The organism is Rhodococcus sp. NPDC127593, from assembly GCF_042671975.1.
Taxonomy (GTDB): Bacteria; Actinomycetota; Actinomycetes; order Mycobacteriales; family Mycobacteriaceae; genus Rhodococcus_F.
In genome coordinates this window covers 21,683-37,185 of the sequence record NZ_JBHXWI010000077.1, presented here as the reverse complement: position 1 = coordinate 37,185, position 15,503 = coordinate 21,683, and the positions used below count along the sequence as shown (strand labels likewise).

Annotated in this window: 12 protein-coding genes; 11 read left to right on the top strand and 1 reads right to left on the bottom strand. The window is 64.0% G+C overall.

All coding sequences use genetic code 11. The annotated features are described in order from the left end of the window. Positions 1–1,118: 1,118 nt before the first annotated feature. Positions 1,119–1,949, bottom strand: coding sequence for a CopG family transcriptional regulator (locus ACFVJ3_RS42950; RefSeq protein WP_378457862.1), 831 nt, complete (start codon positions 1,947–1,949; stop codon positions 1,119–1,121). Positions 1,950–2,485: 536 nt separating this feature from the next. Here ACFVJ3_RS42950 and ACFVJ3_RS42945 point away from each other — a divergent pair. From ACFVJ3_RS42945 to ACFVJ3_RS42895, 11 genes are all read left to right on the top strand, one after another. Continuing rightward, on the top strand, positions 2,486–2,647 hold the full coding sequence (locus tag ACFVJ3_RS42945; protein WP_196775347.1) for a hypothetical protein: 162 nt from the start codon (positions 2,486–2,488) through the stop codon (positions 2,645–2,647). 686 nt (positions 2,648–3,333) lie between these two features. Continuing rightward, complete coding sequence (locus tag ACFVJ3_RS42940) at positions 3,334–4,317, top strand: ATP-dependent DNA ligase (RefSeq protein ID WP_378457861.1); 984 nt, start codon at positions 3,334–3,336, stop codon at positions 4,315–4,317. Positions 4,318–4,976: 659 nt separating this feature from the next. Further along, positions 4,977–5,969 carry a hypothetical protein gene (locus ACFVJ3_RS42935; RefSeq protein WP_378457860.1) on the top strand — a complete coding sequence of 331 codons (993 nt, stop codon included), beginning with the start codon at positions 4,977–4,979 and terminating at the stop codon, positions 5,967–5,969. 116 nt (positions 5,970–6,085) lie between these two features. Beyond that, on the top strand, positions 6,086–7,030 hold the full coding sequence (locus tag ACFVJ3_RS42930; RefSeq protein WP_378457859.1) for a hypothetical protein: 945 nt from the start codon (positions 6,086–6,088) through the stop codon (positions 7,028–7,030). Between the two features lie 266 nt (positions 7,031–7,296). Further along, entirely contained in the window at positions 7,297–7,614 is a 318-nt protein-coding gene (locus tag ACFVJ3_RS42925) for a 2Fe-2S iron-sulfur cluster-binding protein (RefSeq protein WP_378457858.1), read from the top strand. A gap of 27 nt (positions 7,615–7,641) precedes the next feature. After that, positions 7,642–9,084, top strand: coding sequence for an aldehyde dehydrogenase (locus tag ACFVJ3_RS42920; protein ID WP_378457857.1), 1,443 nt, complete (start codon positions 7,642–7,644; stop codon positions 9,082–9,084). Positions 9,085–9,272: 188 nt separating this feature from the next. Next, positions 9,273–10,196 (top strand): LysR family transcriptional regulator, encoded by a 924-nt coding sequence (locus ACFVJ3_RS42915; protein WP_378457856.1) that lies wholly within the window; start codon positions 9,273–9,275, stop codon positions 10,194–10,196. A gap of 219 nt (positions 10,197–10,415) precedes the next feature. Then, a complete protein-coding gene (locus tag ACFVJ3_RS42910) occupies positions 10,416–12,020 on the top strand; it encodes a GMC family oxidoreductase (RefSeq protein ID WP_378457855.1) in 1,605 nt (534 codons plus the stop codon). Positions 12,021–12,117: 97 nt separating this feature from the next. After that, on the top strand, positions 12,118–13,419 hold the full coding sequence (locus ACFVJ3_RS42905) for a cytochrome P450 (RefSeq protein WP_378457854.1): 1,302 nt from the start codon (positions 12,118–12,120) through the stop codon (positions 13,417–13,419). Positions 13,420–13,422: 3 nt separating this feature from the next. Next, positions 13,423–14,688 (top strand): NAD(P)/FAD-dependent oxidoreductase, encoded by a 1,266-nt coding sequence (locus ACFVJ3_RS42900; protein ID WP_378457853.1) that lies wholly within the window; start codon positions 13,423–13,425, stop codon positions 14,686–14,688. Positions 14,689–14,866: 178 nt separating this feature from the next. Beyond that, the gene (locus ACFVJ3_RS42895; RefSeq protein ID WP_378457852.1) at positions 14,867–15,502 is read left to right on the top strand and encodes a TetR/AcrR family transcriptional regulator; all 636 of its coding nucleotides are present in this window, start codon (positions 14,867–14,869) and stop codon (positions 15,500–15,502) included. The last annotated feature ends 1 nt before the right edge of the window (position 15,503 follow it).

Sequence of the window (15,503 nt, the reverse complement as noted above, 5' to 3'; positions counted from 1 at the left end):
CGACTGACACCCGTCGAATATGAGACGCTCCATCAGACCGCACACGCGGCCTGAAACTGCACACCCCGAGTGTCAACCAGGGTGGGGGCAGTCCCCAATGACTCGTCTCTGTAGAGGATCGGGAACCGACGAAAAGTAGGTCTGCCCTCGTCGCAACACGCAAACAACCACGTAGAGTACTCAAAGCACCCAAAGTCCCCTCACCGGTCGCGTCTCCGTCATGACGCACAACATGACACTTCATGACGAAAGGGCCACGCCCCTTTTCCGCCGGTGAACCCACACAGACCGCGTCGAGCGCGGCAAGACGGCGCAGCAATCCTTTACCTCGCACAATGGCGTCAGCGTGTGGAATGGGTTGAACGTAGGGTTCGCTACGGACCGAGACCGCGACCGGCACGCGACAACAGAGTGACCATCACAGGCGAACTCACCGGATGTCCCGCGTGTGACAGTCGGCTTCTCGGCGACGGACCGCGGGACGGTCTCGAACGCCTTATGCGACGCGACGGCCGACGCGCTCACCGTCTTCGAGTCGCAGTTACCCGACTCGACAAGAGATATCGCGACGCAACTGTTGAAGTCGAGGCCCCCGCATCCCTCCCCTGGTGGGACAGGCGCATCCCCTGGGTATGAAATCAGCCCAGCATCCCGCTAGTCCACCGGGGGCACTGCCGACTCCCGGCGTGCTTCTTAACGGAAGATGGCAGATGGAGGAACATCGCCCGAAGCTAGGCCTGCCCGATCACCGTCTGCATGTCCGATAGCCGAACCCGCACCGGCACGTCCCGGAAACCGGTCCTTGATCGGAACTCGCTGACCAGCACAAACCCGATAGCCCCGTCCGGTGATGATTTTGCTTTCGGGGCCTCAAACGGGGCAGGGAGCAAAGTGTCCGCTGAAGAAATGCCATCAGGTTGAGACGGATCGCGGTGGCCATACCGTGAGACCCGAAATGAACGCGCAGTTCACGGCGTCTCGAAATGTCATTGGCAGCGAGACCCTACAGGAGCATCCTCTCGGAGGACACCGCAGGTGGCCTGGTAACCGCCGGAGGCGGGTACATCGGGAACGGAACTCGCTCCGTTGAATTGGCCAGCGGCTTGCTGGCCGTTTAATCAGTCGTGCAGGGTGTGGCGTCGCGCCTGGCGGCGAGCGTGCCGGGCCATGAGGTGCTTCCGGTTCTTCTCGCTGCGGAAGATCTCGCGGTTCACGGCCAGCTCGATCAATCCGGGCTCGTCGAGCACGCGCCGCGCGGCCAGGCGCATCAACTCGGCGCGATCGGAGCCGACCCGTGCTGCCAGCGCGTCGAGTCTGTCGCGTAGCGAGGGGTCGAAGTGCACATTCGCCCTGGCGGGATAGATTTCAGGTCTGAGGTCTCGCAGTGGGGCGATGGTCTCCAGGTCCGTGGTGAGGTCACCGGGCTCGTCGAGTAGGCGCCGTAGGGCGACTCGGAGCAGTGCGGTGTTTAGCTTGTCCCCGTATCGGCCGGCGAGTCTCCAGATTTGCTGCTTGCTGGAAGGGTTGACCATGACGTCGACCCAGTCGGACAGTCCGGTGCGCTCGGCCTCGCGGAGCATCGGGTGCTTGTAGCGACCGGGGGTTTCGAGGAATCGGTGCAGCGCGATCCGCATGAGTGCGCTGACCGTGGTGTCGTACTCGGCGGCCAGCGCCGAGAACTTCTGCGCGGTATCCGGTTCCAGCTTTATCTTGAGCATGACCAGCGGGATCGCCCGCAACGCTTCCGAGAGTCGCCTCTGTTCGGCGAGGCCGGTGCCGACAGCCTTGGGCTGGGTGACAAGTCGCCGGCATGCAACACGGATAAGCGCCCCGAAACGGCGCGGCCCGATTCCCTCGGCCATGTCCTCAAGCCTGCGTTTGGTCTCAGGGTCGAAGCGAAGCGCGATGGGATCGCCCACGGGGATCCGACCTGGCCTCGGCTCCGTCATTCCTCGATCTTCTCGTCCGCCTGTGCGCATGGTTGTGCCCCGACATCGGGGGGGTGACGCCGGGGCACAGGGGGGATGTTCAGAAGCAAAATTGGGGGGATGCTCCAGAACGACCCGAGTCTACGGATCGCCCCCGACAGGCGATCACGCGGCCACGAATCGCAGTCAGACGGATTTGGGAGGAGTGAACCAGCGGTCCGCTTGTGGTTGCGCCCCATCACAGGGCGGGGTTCGCACTGTCTGCCCGCAAGTCCGGCAGTAGTGAGAACGATGCCCGCTCATGTCGGTTGCTACGGCGGCATCACAGCCGCAGACCTCCCAGCCGACAAGGCAATTTCCGCCGACCAACAGATGGTTGTTGGGGCATCGAACCGGAGCCTCCTCGACGAACTTCACCACCCCATTCTATTCGCACACGCGTTCGACTCGAGGTACTGTGGACAGCGCCCCGGATCGGAGGGAAGCCGACCGGGGCATATACTCTTCACCACCGTTGACCTGCATTTTCGGTGGTTTAGGCACTGAGGAATTGGCTCGTGAATGTTGGCGATCGCGTAATGCTTCACCCGGAAGGTGTGTCGGTCTTCAGCATTCTCGACATCGAAGATGATCACGCTCGCATCGAGTCAATCATCGACTCCCCAGGAAAATATGCGTTCAGCGTCGCGGTGAAGTTTCTCGTCCCGGCGAAGTCCTAATCGTCTCTGTCACAGGGACGATCTACTCTGACAACCGCGACGAGCAACAGGTCGCCACCCACTGCCCAGACCGATGATCTGATCACGGTCCTGATCTGCGGTGTTCCGCGGATTGGCACGTGTGTGGCGGCCTGTTTCTCTTTGCGATCTGCGGGTGAACCCGCCATCACTCGGCCTGCACCTATGGGGCCCACTCATTAAGTAGCTGTACCGATCCGCCTCCGGCGGTCGATACACAGCGCAGGAGGTGCGCTTCCATTCAACTGAGCCCGTTTCCGACCAAGGAGTTCGCCATGTTGGACCTGGGATTTTTCTACGCTTTCCCTGAGATCACGGCTGCCATCGTGGCACTAGGGAACGCAGTGCGGTGGTGGCAGTCGCTTCCATTCAACTAACCCCGGAGGTGATGACGTGATTCCGATCCCCCCGTAACCGCGTGCGATACGTAGTTGTCGGGGCCAACTTCAACGTGTGGAGGACGCCATGGACGACCTGAGTGTTTGGGGCATTCCCGAGTGGGCGCAGCCCGCCTTCTATGCGATCGCCAACGGTCTGGCACAGATCGCGTACTGGTGGTTCAGCGTCACGTGAGCAGCGTGAACATACGCTTGACGAATCGGCTGGTCTTCCGCATACCGGAACCGTAAAGGTCGCCCGAGCTGCGCAAATGGGCGCACAATCGGCCCATGCGGCTGATCGCGCCGATGTTGGCCACCCCGGGTGAACCACCGGAGCATATGGACGGTGCCTGGGCCGCCGAAATGAAGTACGACGGCTGCCGCCTCTTGGTTGCGGTCGGCGGCGATGAGCCACCGGTGTTGTGGACCCGCAACCTCAACGTGGTCACCTCCTCGTACCCGGAGGTGGCCGAGGCGTTGACCGACGTGTTCGGCGGTCGCGGCCGCATCGTGCTCGACGGCGAGGTCGTGGCCCTTGTCCAGGGTCGTCCGTCGTTCGCGCGGTTGCAGAAGCGGATGACGACCCTGCGCCCGTCGACCGCCGTGCGGCGGCAGGTGCCGGTGACATACCTTCCGTTCGACGTTCTCCGGCTCGACGGTGGAAATCTGATGGCGGCCCCGTACCTGGAGCGCCGCGCCGCTCTCACCGACCTCGGCCACGCGTTGCACGGCGCCGGCCTGCCCGTACAGGTCCTCCCGCACTGGGTGGGCGTGGACAGCGCTGTCATTCTGGAGGCCGCTCAAAATGCGTCGATGGAAGGTGCACTTTTTAAAAAAGTGTCCTCGACGTACCAGCCCGGCAAGCGCGCCCGGTCATGGCGAAAAGTACTTCTGCGCACCAGAAGCTCGGCCCTGGTGATCGGCTGGATTCCCGGAGGCGGTGCGCAGCGCAATATGGTCGGTTCTCTCGTCCTCGGCGCCTACGATGACCAGGGCATTCTTCGCTACCTGGGCCACGTTGGGACTGGATTTTCTCAGGCGGTGCGCCGCCAGCTGAAGGAGAAGCTGGCCACCCTCGAACGCCGCACCAGCCCACTCGGCACCGATGCCGCAGCCGCGGAGGAGCACGGGATCGTGCGCTGGGTCGAACCGGTGATCGTCGTGGACGTCGCGTACCACGGGTCCAGCAATTCGGGCGGGCTTCGGCATCCCAGCTTCAAAGGGCAGCGAGGAGACCTCGATCCGGAGTCGATTACCCGGGATTCCCTGTGACGGAACCGTATCCGTAATCAAAGGAAAGCCGCCGACACCTTCCCCGGCGTCAGCGGCTCCTCATCCCAGCCAGGAACTTCTTTTCGCTTAGTTGTCGTGTTGCGATTCCCGTTTGGTAGCTGCGCTCACGTGGCGTTTCCGTGTTGCGGTGGGCTGTGTGGTGTTTCTATGGTCCCCGCTTATGATCTTGAGCTTCTTCTCCTCGCAGGGCTTCGACTCGTGGGATGTTGAGCATCGGCCGGTGATTCCGGAACGGATGCCGGTGTTGATCGATGACGATCTGCAGTTCGAGGACGGGCCGGGTGCGCCGCGGCCGACGGTGGTGGTGAATCGGTGGCTGCGCAGCCTTCCGGCCACCGGCTGCCCGGCACCGAGTTCGTGGGCCAGCTATGCCGGGGTGGTCAAGGCCTGGATGGAGTTCCTCGCCGATCACGGCGTGGGCCTGTTCGATACTCGTGAGCGGTTGAAGCACTCGTTGGGCAAGTATGCCGAGTACCGCGCGACCGGTCCGACGGCCAGACGATTCGCGGCGACCACGTGGGGCCGGCACGTGAGTGTGTTATCGCTGTTCTACCGGTGGGCGCTGGAGGAGGGCCACGCGCAGGCCGAGCCGTTCACCTACCGGCTGGGGCGGTCGTTGTTCACCGGCGGGGGGGCAGGTGCGGGTGAACCTGGCGGTGCGCCGCACCCCGAAACCCCATGTGACGATCAAGTACCTCGAGCCGAGTTTCACTGCGGTATTCCTCAACGCGCTGCGGGGTCTCGACCCAGACGGCCAGCCGGATGCCGCGTTTCGGGGTCGGGAGTTGGCGCGCAACGCCGCGATCGGCGAGCTGGCCCTGTCCACCGGGCTCAGGTTGCAGGAGTTCAGGTTCCTACTGTTCTATGAGATTCCGGCGCTGCCGGCTCATCGCTCACCGTCGCCGATCCCGTTCCCGGTGCCGTCGGGGATCGCCAAGGGCAGCAAGTTCCGCATCACATGGATCTCCTACGAGGCGCTCGCCGCCGTGCACCACTACGTCGAACTCGACCGCGCGGCGACCGCAGACGGCTCGTACTGGCGTCCGCCCCAACGCTGGGGTGAGCCACTACTGGTCACGGAACCGGACGCGCGGGGCGGGCGGCTCAACGGGATCCGCCGCCGCTGGGAGACCCTGACCCCACACGAGCGGCGCCGCCTCGTCGCACCGGGCGGCGGCTCATGTCTACTGGCGGTGAAAACCGGTGGCGGCCCGTTCACCGCGTGGCCATCGGTGTTCGAGCGCACCTCGAACCGGATCCGGTCCCGCTTCGAGCCACGGTTCCCACACGTCCACCCGCACCGGCTGCGCCATTCGATGGCCATGCACACCTTGGAGTATCTGGTCACCGGCCATTACCGGCAGGCCGCCAAGCTCGTCAAGGACACCGACACCGACGCGGCGCTGACCCTCTATCTGTCCAAAGCGGACCCGATGCTGGTGCTGCGGGACCTCCTGGGCCACTCCTCGGTGTTGACGACGGAAAAGTACCTGTGTCGTCTGGACACGACCCGAATCTACCGCGACGCCTACGACCACGCCGGCATCAGCGACGGTCTGCTCAGCGAGGCCGAGACCGATCGGGAGGCGGACGCGGAGTTCGATGAGGACACCGACGGCGGGGTAATGTGATGCCCGCCAATATCATCGAGGATCCGTTGGCGATTGACTGCGTGTTCAGCGACGGAGTCACTACACAGTTCGATCTGAACGGCCTGCCCAACCCGCGGCTGGCGCGAGACCTGCTGGTGGGTCTGGTGGAGTTGATCCATCCGCACGGGACGCTGGACGCCGCCGGGTCGGTGGGCCACTATGTGCAGTCGATTCGGGACATGACCCGCACACTCGCCGCAACCGGGTTCACCGGGAAAGCACGCGATCTGCGGCCCGCCCGGTTGGCCGAGTACTGGATCGGTTCCAGCGGTCTCCGGGAAGGCTGTACTCGCCGGATGCTGCAGGCCTTCCATTTCATCACCGGCGATCTGGCGACCGATGTCGCCGACTTCGCGGCGGGACGCGCGTTCAATTCGCAGGGCAACCAACCCCAGTTGCCGCCCTACTCGGAGGCGGAGTGGGATCGGCTGGTCCAGACGTGCCGCACGATCGTCGACGAGTCATATGCTGCGCACCGGCAGGCCTTGGCGGCGGCCGAGCGTGGGCAGCATCCTCGTGAGTGCGGGTGGACGCCGGAGAACCTGCGCTGGCTGTTGGCCAGGCTGGGGCCGGTGTCCAGCAGGGATTTTGGCGTCGAGGCGGGTTGCACCCAAGGCGCGGTCCAGCAACGCGGCGGCTTCTGCCAGGCCAGCGCCGAGATGTTCCCGACCAACGACGCGCTGATCGCCTATCGGCTGCTGTTCGGCGCGTATTCCGGGATCGTTCCGGACGGCATTGACGATTTGCAGGTCGACGACATCGATTGGGCCGGTGACGCCACGATCCTGCTGTCTTACCTCAAACGCCGCACCGCCACGGAAAGCGTCACCCTGCCCCGGCATGCGGTGCGGCTGCTCGAGCAGTGGCTGTCGTATTCTGCGTTGCTGCGCAGTTTCGCCGACGAGCACCAGCGCCGCCAGTTGTGGTTGGGGTTATCGCGGCCGGGGCACTTCGTGATCGGCACCGGCTCCGCGTCGGCGCGGATGTCGGTTCAGCGGTGGGTGATCCGCTATGGCGTGAAGAACGATGCTGTGCACTGATACGAATTCCGCGATCCGGCGGCAGCGACATTTCGGGTCCGGTACTGATCGGTCCGCCGATCTCTCGAGTATCCCGAGCCACTGCGAGACACCGTCGACGTACTAACCGGACGAGGGATGCTTGTTGGGCATCGCGTGATGGCGGTTTGCTGCCTACCGACGCTCCGGCGTGTGACCTACGTTACGAACTAGAAGCAATGCGCGGCGGGGCAATGCCACGGTCGGCGCAAATGTTCCATCGTTTCCCGAAGCCCAACGGAGTAGCTATGCCCCACATCAAATTCCTCAACAACGGCGAAGAATCGTGCATCCACGCGGACACGGGTAGCACCGTGATGTCGGTGGCCACCATGAACAACGTCAACGGGATTGTGGCGGAGTGCGGCGGAGGTTGTTCGTGCGCGACGTGCCACGTCTACGTGGAAGGTGGGTGGTTCGACAAGCTCGAGCCCGCCGCCCCGGAGGAACTCGAGCTCCTGGAGTTCCTGGAAGGCGTACAGCCCAATTCACGTCTGTCGTGCCAGATCGCGATGGATGCCGAACTCGACGGTCTGACCGTCAGCGTCCCTCCGCAGCAGGGCTGATCGTTGACCACACCTCAGGAGAACACAGTGACGACCAACTTCGACACCCTCTACATCGGCGGCGACTGGACAACCCCGTCAAGTCCGTCAACATATACCGTCATCTCCCCCACCACTGAAGAGGTCATTGGTTCGGTTCCTGAAGGCACCGACGCAGACATTGATCGCGCAGTCGATGCCGGTCGGGCGGCATTCGACGATCCGACGGGTTGGTCGCAGTACGAGCCTCACCGCCGTGCCGAGATCCTCGAACGCTTCGCCGACGCACTCGACAAGCGCGGAGCCCGCACCGCTGAGGCGGTCAGTCGGCAAAACGGGATGCCGATTCAGACCTCACAGAGCATGGAAGCCGTCTTCCCCGCGCTGCTGCTGCGGTACTACGCCGGTTTGGTCAAAGAGTCGACCGATGAGCGCCGCCCGGCGATGTTCGGGGGTACGACCGTCGTGCGCCGGGAACCGGTCGGTGTCGTCGCCGCGATCGTTCCGTGGAACTTCCCTCAAGCTCTCGCCTTCACCAAGATTGCGCCTGCCCTTGCGGCGGGTTGCACCGTGGTGATGAAGCCCTCGCCCGAGACTGTCCTCGATTCGTACGTCATGATCGAGGCCGCCATGGAAGCCGGCCTTCCAGCCGGCGTCCTGAACGTGGTCCCGGCGGGGGCGGCTGTAGGCGCCTATCTCGTGGCCCATCCGGGCATCGACAAGGTCGCGTTCACCGGCTCCACCGCAGCCGGCCGGAGCATCGCCGAGACCTGTGGACGCCTCCTTCGGCCGGTCACCCTCGAACTCGGCGGCAAGTCGGCGGCAATCGTCCTCGACGACGCCGATCTGGGCAGCCGGCTCGAACAATTCTTCCCTGCCACCCTGTTCAACAACGGACAAACCTGCTTCCTCAGCACCCGGATCCTCGCGCCCCGTGCTCGATACGGTGAACTCGTTGACACAATTTCCGACTTCGCGGCGAGCCTGACCGTCGGTGATCCGCTCGATCCGGCCACTCAGATCGGCCCGGTCGTGTCCGCGCGTCAGCGAGAGCGCATCGAGTCGTACATCGCCAAAGGCACCGCTGAGGGCGCGCGCGTCACCGCTGGTGGCGGTCGGCCGGCGGACCACGATCACGGTTACTTCATCTCGCCGACGGTGTTCGCCGATGTCGACAACCGCCACACCATCGCTCAGGAGGAGATCTTCGGACCGGTTCTGGCGCTGATTCCCTACGACGACGTCGACCAGGCCGTGGCGATGGCCAACGACAGCGAGTTCGGACTGGGTGGTTCGGTGTGGAGTGAAGACCCGGAGCGGGCGCTGTCGGTAGCCAACCGTGTGCGCACCGGGAGTATCGGCATCAACTCCTACGTCAACGACCCGGTCTCGCCCTTCGGCGGGATCAAGGCAAGCGGTATGGGCCGGGAGATGGGCCCGGAGGGCCTGGCTGGCTTCCAGCTGGTCAAGTCGATGTACAACGCACCGTAGCCAACGATGCAGCTGGGCGACTCGGATGCCGTAGATGGCGCCCGAGTCGCCCGTGCGCTGCGTCTCCCCAAGCGACAAATGTCTCGTCTTCGAGCACCTCCCTTGTCACCAGCAGTGGCGGCGATCACACTGACGGGGCAGGCTTGCGGCCTCTCACGCTCGGGTTCGCAGCAAAAGGAGTCGCTCAGGTGGATGTGCAGCAACTGGAGATGTTCGTCGCGGTCGCCGAGGAGGGAAGCATCCACGGCGGGGCCCGCCGACTGCTGATAGCCCAGCCCGCAGTATCTAAGTCGCTGCGCAAGCTCGAGCGCCAACTCGGTACCGAACTGCTGATCCGGTCCCCGCAAGGAATCGGACTTACCGTGGCGGGCGAGGTCCTTCTTACGCAGGCCAAGGAAATACTCGAGCGCATGGGCCGCACCATCGAGATCGTGCGCAAGGCGGGCGAACCCGGACGCGAGTTGATAATTGGTCTCATCGCCGGGGCTGTGGCGGCGGCGGAGTTGACCAAGGAGATCATCCTCCAATATCGGGTCGACCGACCGGATGTGAAACTGACACTGCGCGAACTCAACTTCCCCAATCAGTTCACCGCCATCTCCGATGGGCTGGTGGACGTCGCCCTGGTGCGCCCGCCATGCCCCACCCCGGACGTCGCACTGACCTCCCTGTTCGACGAGCCGATCATGCTGTGCTGCCGGGAGGACCACAGACTCGCGGATAAGGACCGCCTCGAGATCGCCGACATCGTCGAGGAACCGATGCTGGACATGGCCGATGCTCCGGTTCTGTGGACCGATTTCTGGCTTCTGGTCAACGAGCGCCACGGGCGACCATCCACAGAGCAGTCTGTCCGAACTCTTTCCGAGATGGGTCTCGCCGTTGCATGCAGCCCCCGCACTGTCACTCCACTCGTCGGCAGCGCCTGGCGTCTTGGACTGGACCCGTCGTCGTTGAGCACGGTCCCTCTGCGTGATGGGCCCCGATCGATCGCGGCGGTGGCCACCGCGCGTGGCGACTACCGCGATGAGGTCTGCGACTTCGTCGCGACCGCGGTGCGCGTGACCCGGGAGCGGGTCACCGATATCCCCGGCGCGAACCTGCTCGCTTGACTCTCAGCATCTGGAGCAGGACTTTCGCGTCGTCATGACCAGTGATTCCGATACGGAATCACGTGATGCGATCTTGCATCTACCCGCCCCATTCGATGTGACATAGATTACTAACCATGGCACGGGAAACCGATGCCCCTTCCTTTGAGATCCCCTCTGCTGGAACGGCTTACGACCTTTCGTGCAACCGGGACCCTTCAAGTCCGATGGAGACCTGTAGTGAAGCAGTGTGACTATCTGATCGTCGGAGCAGGTTCTGCCGGCTCCGTCCTCGCCGACCGGCTCAGCGCCGACGGAGCACGCGTCCTCGTCCTCGAGGCCGGCGGCTCCGACGATGACCCCCTGGTCAAGATTCCTGCCCTGTTCGCCGGGATGTTCCAAGGTCCCAACGACTGGAATTACAACTCTGAGCCCGAGCCGGGACTGTATGGTCGGCGCCTGTTCCTGCCACGCGGGAAGATGCTTGGCGGCTGCTCGTCGATGAACGCCCTCATTTACATGCGCGGTGCTCGCACCGACTATGACCGCTGGGTCGACGACTTCGGCGCCACCGGTTGGTCATACGACGAGGTGTTGCCGTACTTCAAGCGGTCCGAGAACAATGCCGACATCCGCGACGAATTCCACGGGCACGACGGCGGCCTGCATGTGACGCGCGATCGCTGGCTTTCTCCCCATGCCGAGTCATTCATCGATGCTGCCGCTTCCAGCGGCATCGCCCGAAATGACGACTTCAACGGCGCACAACAGGACGGCACCGGACTGTTCCAGGTCACCGCACACCAAGGTCGGCGCTGCTCAGCGGCGGATGCATTCCTGCGGCCGGCGATGGAGCGGCCCAATGTCGAGGTGGTCACCGGAGCTCTCGTGCGACGGATCGTTCTCGACGGGAACCGGGCGGTGGGCGTGGAGTACATCGAGGACGGTTTTCTGCACACGGCGGTCGCCGATCGTGAGGTCATTCTCAGTGCCGGCGCCTACAACTCCCCGAAGATTCTCATGCTCTCGGGAATCGGCCCGGCTGATCATCTGCGGGAGATCGGCATCGACACCGTTCTCGACTCTCCGCACGTGGGCGGTAACTTGCAGGATCATCCGCTGACGTTGTTGCACTGGGACACCGACAGCACCGACACGATCAGTGACCTCGCCCAGCCGGCGTACATGGAGCAGTGGCTCGCGGAGGGTACGGGCAAGCTGACGTCGAACGCCGCCGAGGCCGCGGTGCTGTGGCGATCCGACTCGTCCCTGCCCGCCGCGGACTTCCAGATGGTGTTCGTTCCCGGCTTCTTCTGGGACCACGGTTTTCGCCGACCGACGGTCGGCGGTGTCACGATCGGGCTGTCCTACAACGGCCCGTCCTCGTCGGGTTCGGTGCGGTTGCGCTCGTCCGATCCGACGGCCCCACCGCGCATCGTCAGTAATCTGCTCTCGCAGCAGTCCGAGGTGGACGCGGTCATCCGCGCCATCGGTCTGGCCGAGGAAATCGCGGGTCGACCGGAACTGTCTGCGACGTTCGGCGAACGGGTCAATCCCGGCCGGAGTGTCGGCAAGGCCGAACTCGCCGCATGGGTCCGCGCCGACACTCAGCACATGTACCACCCCACCAGCACCTGCCGGATCGGTGTTCCGGGAGAGGGTGTCGTGGACCCGGATCTGAAGGTCCACGGCATCGAGGGTTTGCGCGTCGTAGACGCATCGATCATGCCGAGAATCGTCTCGGGCAACACCAACGCCCCGGCGATCATGATCGGTGAGCGTGGGGCGGATCTGATTCTCGGCAAGTCCATCGACGTGGCCACTGCCGACGCTGTCGCCGTCTAACCCGAAACCGTCACGAACAACGTCGACTCACTCCAGTTCAGCTCTTTCTGCACATCGATCCGGTCGATCACATCGACCGGAGGAGGTATTGAACACCATGACTGCACACCTGACCGAGCAGGACTACCGCGTTCCCGAGAACATCGCGAAGGCCGCTATCCTGCCGGAGTCCTACACCGACGAGCAGGCCGTCACGTACCCGGCGTTTGCTTGGCTTCGTGCGAACAACCCGTTCGGGGTCGCGCACGTCGAGGGATACGACCCGATCTGGCTTGCCACCAAGCACGCCGACATCCTGGAGATCGAGAAGAATCCCGCGGTATTCGCCAGTGGCATGGACGAGCCGAACATCAACGACAGTGCGAGCGCCGGCTTTCTGAAGATGGTCAACAGCGGTGGGAGCCGCACCCTGGACACGCTGGCCTACATGGACGCACCCGAGCACACCAAGATCAAGAACGTCACGAGTGCCTGGTTCATGCCCGCGAGTGTGCGCAAGCGCGAAGACGAGATCCGCAAGTTGGCCAAGGATGCGGTCGACCGGCTGCTCTCGTTCGACGGCGAGTGCGATTTCGTGAAGGACTTCGCCGTCTACTACCCACTGCGGGTCATCATGAGCCTGTTCGGGGTGCCGCCGGAGGACGAGCCCCGGATGCTCACCCTGACACAGGAAATGTTCGGACCTGCCGACCCGGAGACCCAGCGGGCCGAGATGGTTCCGGAACCGGATGCGATGGCCCGTATGTGGAAGGCCGCGATCGACGACTTCTCCACGTACTTCAACGATCTGGCCGCCGAACGCCGAAAGAATCCTACCGATGACCTCGCGTCGATCATCGCCAACGCCAAGGTCGACGGGGAGTACCTCTCGCCCTCGTTCATCAACGGTTACTACGTGGCGATCGCCACGGCCGGTCACGACACCACCTCGTCGACCGTGTCCGGTGCGATCAAGGCACTCGCCGACAACCCCAATCAGCTCGAGAAGGTCCGTGGTGATCTGTCACTGATTCCCTCGCTGGTGGAGGAAGCCGTCCGGTACATCTCGCCGGTCAAGCACTTCCAGCGTGTCGTCACCCAGGACCACGAGTTCCGTGGCCGCCAGCTCCACCGCGGCGACCACGTCATGCTCCTGTACCCTTCGGCGAACCGGGACGAGGAAGTCTTCGACAACCCGGATCAGTTCGACATCACTCGGCGCCCGAACAAGCACATCGCCTTCGGTCACGGTCCGCACATGTGCATCGGCCAGCACGTGGCCAAGCTGGAGATGCGGATCCTGTTCGAGGAACTGCTTCCTCGCATCCGCAAGGTTGAGGTTGTCGGAGAACCCAAGTATGTGGCAGCCAACTTCCTGTCCGGCCTGAAGTCCCTTCCGGTCAGCATCACGAAGGCCTAACCGATGAGTACGGAAACCTCCGTGGTCGGCGCCGTCATCATCGGCGCCGGCCACGCCGGCATCACCGCCGCAGCACTGCTTCGCCAACGCGGATTCGACGACCCGGTCACCATCGTCGGGGACAGCGAACACCTGCCCTACCACCGTCCCCCGTTGTCGAAGTCCTATCTGTCCGGCCCTGACGGCGCACTGGATCCGCTGAGACCGTCCGAGTTCTACCGCAGCGAGGGCATCGACCTCATTCGCGGACAGCAGGTTTCGATGATCGATCCTGACCGCAAGGTGGTGCGACTCGATGACGGAACGACCCTCGAATACTCGTCGCTGATCCTGGCCACCGGGGCACGTCCACGAGATCTGACCATTGCCGGTTCCTCCCTCCGCGGTGTGACCAGCCTGCACAACTATGAAGACTCCCTGGCACTGCGAGATTTGCTTGGCGCCGGCCCCGGTACCAAAGTCGCTATCGTCGGCGCCGGGTACGTCGGTCTCGAGGTGGCCGCCGCGGGCCTCAAGCACGGGGTGGACATCACCGTCGTCGAACGCGCCGACCGTGCGTTGGGTCGAGTAGCAAGCCCGGCCCTGTCGAGGTGGTTGTCGGGATACCACCGCGACCGCGGCACCCGACTGTTGACCAGCGCAGACCTGCAGGAGTTCCTTCCCGGAGAGGAAGGGGCGGTGCGCGCTCTGCGTCTGGCCGACGGCACGGTAATCGACTGCGACGGTGCGCTTGTGGGGGTCGGGGTTCTCCCCTGTGACGGGTTGGCCCGCGCCGCCGGCATCAACTGTGACAGCACGGGGGTGGTAGTCGACGCCGACGCCCGTACGTCCGCGCCGGCGGTGTATGCGATCGGCGATGTCACGAGCCGGCCGGTTCCTCCCTACTCCGGCCGGTTCCGGCTGGAGAGCATCCCCAGCGCGACGGAGCAGGCCGGCCAGGCGGTCGCGGCCATCCTCGGGCTCGATGCGCCCAAACCGGAGGTGCCGTGGTTTTGGTCGGACCAGTTCGATGCCAAGATCAAAATCGCCGGCCTCTTGGTGGACGCGACGACGTCGGTGGTCCGCGGCAACCCCGCCGACGATCGCTTCGCGGTGTTTCATCTCGCCGACGACGACACCGTGCGCGCCGTCGAGACGGTCGATTCTGCGCCCGAGTTCATGGCCGGCAAGCGCTGGATCGCCGGCGGCGTCCGCGTCGATCCGCGACGCATCGCAGATCAGTCCATCGCCCTGCGTGAAGTGCCGTCCGGCGCACCCATCAGCTCCTGATCTGCCGAATCTCGGCATCCAGGCCGGTGGTCACTCGACGTTGACCGATCGGTTGCTCAGCCTCGCCGTCGATCCGGCGGTCGGTCCTTGACGGCCGGGCGGGGATCGACGGAAGCGTTCCACCGGCAGCGACAGGCTAAGGTTGATGGGTAACTACCAACTTGTGGGAAGGTGTCGGGTGACCGGTCTCGATCGCACTGAGAACAAGCAGACGGAACGCTCAAATCTGTCCACCCGCCGTCTATTGCAGGCTACCGCCGAGCTCATCGCGGAAGTGGGCTACGACCGGACGACACTGGCAGAGATCGGCAAGCGCGCCGGATACAGCCACGGCATGGTCAGTCGACGGTTCGGCAGCAAGTCGGCTCTGGTCGAAGCTCTCATCACGCGACTCAGCGAACGCTTCGGTCACGGGCAACTGCCGCAAACTCTCGCCCACAGCACCGGTATCGACGCCTTGTTGGCCGTTGTCGAGGAGATAGGAAAGGACGCCGCAAACTCGACCCAGTCAATTCGAGGTTTCTACGCGTTGCTCTTCGAAGGTCTCAAACCCATTCCCGAACTTCACGGCTTTGTCGCCGATCTGCATGCCGACTACATCGAAAGCCTCACGCAGCAGGTCGCCCGCGGGTTGCGAACCGGCCGTCTCCGGAATGGCGTCGATCCGGCGGAGATCACCGAACTGGCAGTCAATGCCTTACGGGGTTTGGCGTACAGGTGGATGCTCGACGAGGATCGAGTCGACTTTGCCCGCGGGTTGACCAGCCTCGCCCGCCAACTCGCCCTACTGGGCGCCCCCGACGAACGCAGATGAC

What these genes read in the sequence shown, in the direction of transcription:
- ACFVJ3_RS42905 (WP_378457854.1), top strand. Translation starts at nt 12,118, where the DNA reads ATGACTGCACACCTGACCGAGCAGGACTACCGCGTTCCCGAGAACATC.
- ACFVJ3_RS42900 (WP_378457853.1), top strand. Translation starts at nt 13,423, where the DNA reads ATGAGTACGGAAACCTCCGTGGTCGGCGCCGTCATCATCGGCGCCGGC.
- ACFVJ3_RS42950 (WP_378457862.1), bottom strand. Translation starts at nt 1,949, where the DNA reads ATGACGGAGCCGAGGCCAGGTCGGATCCCCGTGGGCGATCCCATCGCG.
- ACFVJ3_RS42925 (WP_378457858.1), top strand. Translation starts at nt 7,297, where the DNA reads ATGCCCCACATCAAATTCCTCAACAACGGCGAAGAATCGTGCATCCAC.
- ACFVJ3_RS42940 (WP_378457861.1), top strand. Translation starts at nt 3,334, where the DNA reads ATGCGGCTGATCGCGCCGATGTTGGCCACCCCGGGTGAACCACCGGAG.